Source organism: Roseateles sp. P5_E11 (genome assembly GCF_054049355.1).
In genome coordinates, this window is sequence record NZ_JBFUMO010000738.1 from 1 (window position 1) to 2413 (window position 2413).

The window sequence follows — 2413 nt, forward strand, 5'->3', positions numbered from 1 at the left end:
GAGGAATACGGCCAGTTCGGCGGCGAGCCCTATGGCTGCCTGGTGGGCGACTACCACTTCGACCACACACCCCCCGACGTCGAGCTGCTCGGCGAACTGTCCAAGATCGCCGCCGCCGCCCACGCGCCGCTGGTGACCGGTGCCGCGCCGAGCGTCATGCAGATGGAAAGCTGGCAGGAACTCGCCAACCCGCGCGACCTGACCAAGATCTTCACGACGCCGGAGTACGCCGCCTGGCGGTCCCTGCGCGAGTCCGACGACGCCCGCTACCTGGCCCTGTGCATGCCGCGCTTCCTGTCGCGCGTGCCCTATGGCGCCAAGACCAGCCCGGTCGACGAGTTTGCCTTCGAGGAAGACACCGAGGGCGCCGACCACAGCAAGTACACCTGGTCCAACGCCGCCTATGCGATGGCGGTAAACATCAACAGTTCGTTCAAGCAGTACGGCTGGTGCTCGCGCATCCGCGGCATCGAATCCGGCGGCGCGGTGACCGGCCTGCCCACGCACACCTTCCCGACCGACGACGGCGGCGTGGACATGAAGTGCCCGACCGAGATCGCCATCTCCGACCGCCGCGAGGCCGAGTTGAGCAAGAACGGCTTCCTGTCGATGGTGCACCGCAAGAACAGTGACTTCGCGGCCTTCATCAGCGGCCAGTCGCTGCAAAAGCCCGCCGAGTACGACGACGCCGACGCGACCGCCAATGCCGCACTCGCGGCCCGCCTGCCCTATCTGTTCGCCTGCAATCGCTTCGCCCACTACCTGAAGTGCATCGTGCGCGACAAGGTCGGCTCCTTCAAGTCGCGCGACGCGATGGAAGACTGGCTCAACAGCTGGATCCTGAACTACGTCGACGGTGACCCGATGAACTCGTCGGAAGAGACCAAGGCCAGCCGCCCGCTCGCGGCCGCCCAGGTCGAGGTCTCGGAAGTGGAAGGCGCACCGGGCTACTACCAGTCCAAGTTCTACCTGAAGCCGCACTACCAGCTCGAAGGCCTGACCGTGTCGCTGCGGCTGGTGTCCAAGCTGCCGTCCGAGAAGTCCGCCTAAGACAGTTGGGAGAACTCGCCGGCGCGGGAGCAGGACGGGTCATCTCTCACCACCACCACCACACCCGCGCTTTGAACCCCTAAGGAGATATCAACATGGCAGTCAATGCATTCCTCACCTTCTTCGACAAGGCCGATGGCGAGTCCATCCAGAAGGGCAAGGAAAAGTGGATCGAGATCCAGGGCTGGGACTGGGAAGTCGAAGCCGAGACCAGCTGGACCAAGGGCGGCGGCGCTTCCGTCGGCAAGCCCAACCCCGGCAAGATGAACTGGGAGCACTACTTCGACACCTCGTCGACCGTGATCCTGGGCTATATCTGCACCGGCAAGGCCTTCCCCAAGGTCGAGCTGCAGATGATGAAGACCACGGGCAGTGCCACGCCCGAGACCTACTTCACGATGACGATGGAAGGTTGCTTCATCACCAAGGTCAACCAGAGCGGCACCGAGGAAGGCAACGTCACGCAGAAGGTCGAAATGGTCTTCAAGACCGTCAAGATCGAATACAAGCCGCAGGACAACAAGACCGGCAAGCTCGGCGCGCCCAAGACCTACAACTGGGACATCCCGGCCGGCACGGCTTCGCCGTCGGCCTGAACGGGCCCACCCCCTACCGGCTTCGCCGGCCCCCTCAAGGGGGCGCTGCCAGTGGCCCGGCACAGCGCTTGCGCTGCGGTGAAGGCTCATATCGCTTGGCGATGTGATGCCGGAGCCAAAGCCGGTTCCACGGCAGCCGCCGGGTCAGGCACTACATGCGCAAAGCTCGTTTGTCCTCTTCGTCGCAGCCTTCCTCTGACTGTTCATGAGTCGTTCGAACATCTTCATGCAACTCATCACCGGCGCCGGGCCGGTGGTGGGCGAGGGCCTGCTCGAAGGCTGGGAAGGCTCGATCGAGCTGCTGGAGTTCGGCTGGGGCATGCAGGCCCTCAAGGACCCCAAGAGCAAAGCCAGCGGCCTGGCCGCAGCGGCTGCTGCCGCTGCGGCCTCGATGGCGGGGCTGGGTACGCCCGTCAGCATCAAGATGCAGCCGCTGACCTTCAAGAAGCGGTTTGACGTCGGCTCCTCGCAGATGCATTTCTGCCTGGACAACCACCTGCCCGTGCTCAGCGCGTCCATCACGGTGCTGCACATCAAGCAGCAAGGCCGGGCCATCCATCAACCTGGCTTCACCGTCGTCTGTACCCAGGGCTACTTTGCCGACTGCACCCTGGAGGTGTCAGACGATGGCCTGTCCAAGGAGGTGAGGGAAAGCTGGACCCTCAACTTCAAGAACATCAAGATGATGTATCTGAAGACCCTCGGCAAGGACAACCTGCCCACGGCCCCCTTCTTCCACCCATTGGCCCTCTGATGTCCAACAACGG

At 63.7% G+C, this 2413-nt stretch carries 3 protein-coding genes; all 3 read left to right on the forward strand.

The genetic code is table 11. The features are described from left to right. Positions 1 to 1050: type VI secretion system contractile sheath large subunit (tssC, locus tag ACXJKR_RS29940; RefSeq protein WP_457325939.1), on the forward strand; the 1050-nt coding region annotated here is incomplete at its 5' end. Positions 1051 to 1145: 95 nt separating this feature from the next. Continuing rightward, complete coding sequence (locus ACXJKR_RS29945) at positions 1146 to 1646, forward strand: Hcp family type VI secretion system effector (RefSeq protein WP_056194090.1); 501 nt, start codon at positions 1146 to 1148, stop codon at positions 1644 to 1646. A gap of 205 nt (positions 1647 to 1851) precedes the next feature. Then, complete coding sequence (locus tag ACXJKR_RS29950; RefSeq protein WP_457325940.1) at positions 1852 to 2400, forward strand: hypothetical protein; 549 nt, start codon at positions 1852 to 1854, stop codon at positions 2398 to 2400. Positions 2401 to 2413 lie beyond the last annotated feature (13 nt).

Coding starts and splice junctions, on each gene's coding strand:
- ACXJKR_RS29945 (WP_056194090.1), top strand. CDS start 1,146: ATGGCAGTCAATGCATTCCTCACCTTCTTCGACAAGGCCGATGGCGAG.
- ACXJKR_RS29950 (WP_457325940.1), top strand. CDS start 1,852: ATGAGTCGTTCGAACATCTTCATGCAACTCATCACCGGCGCCGGGCCG.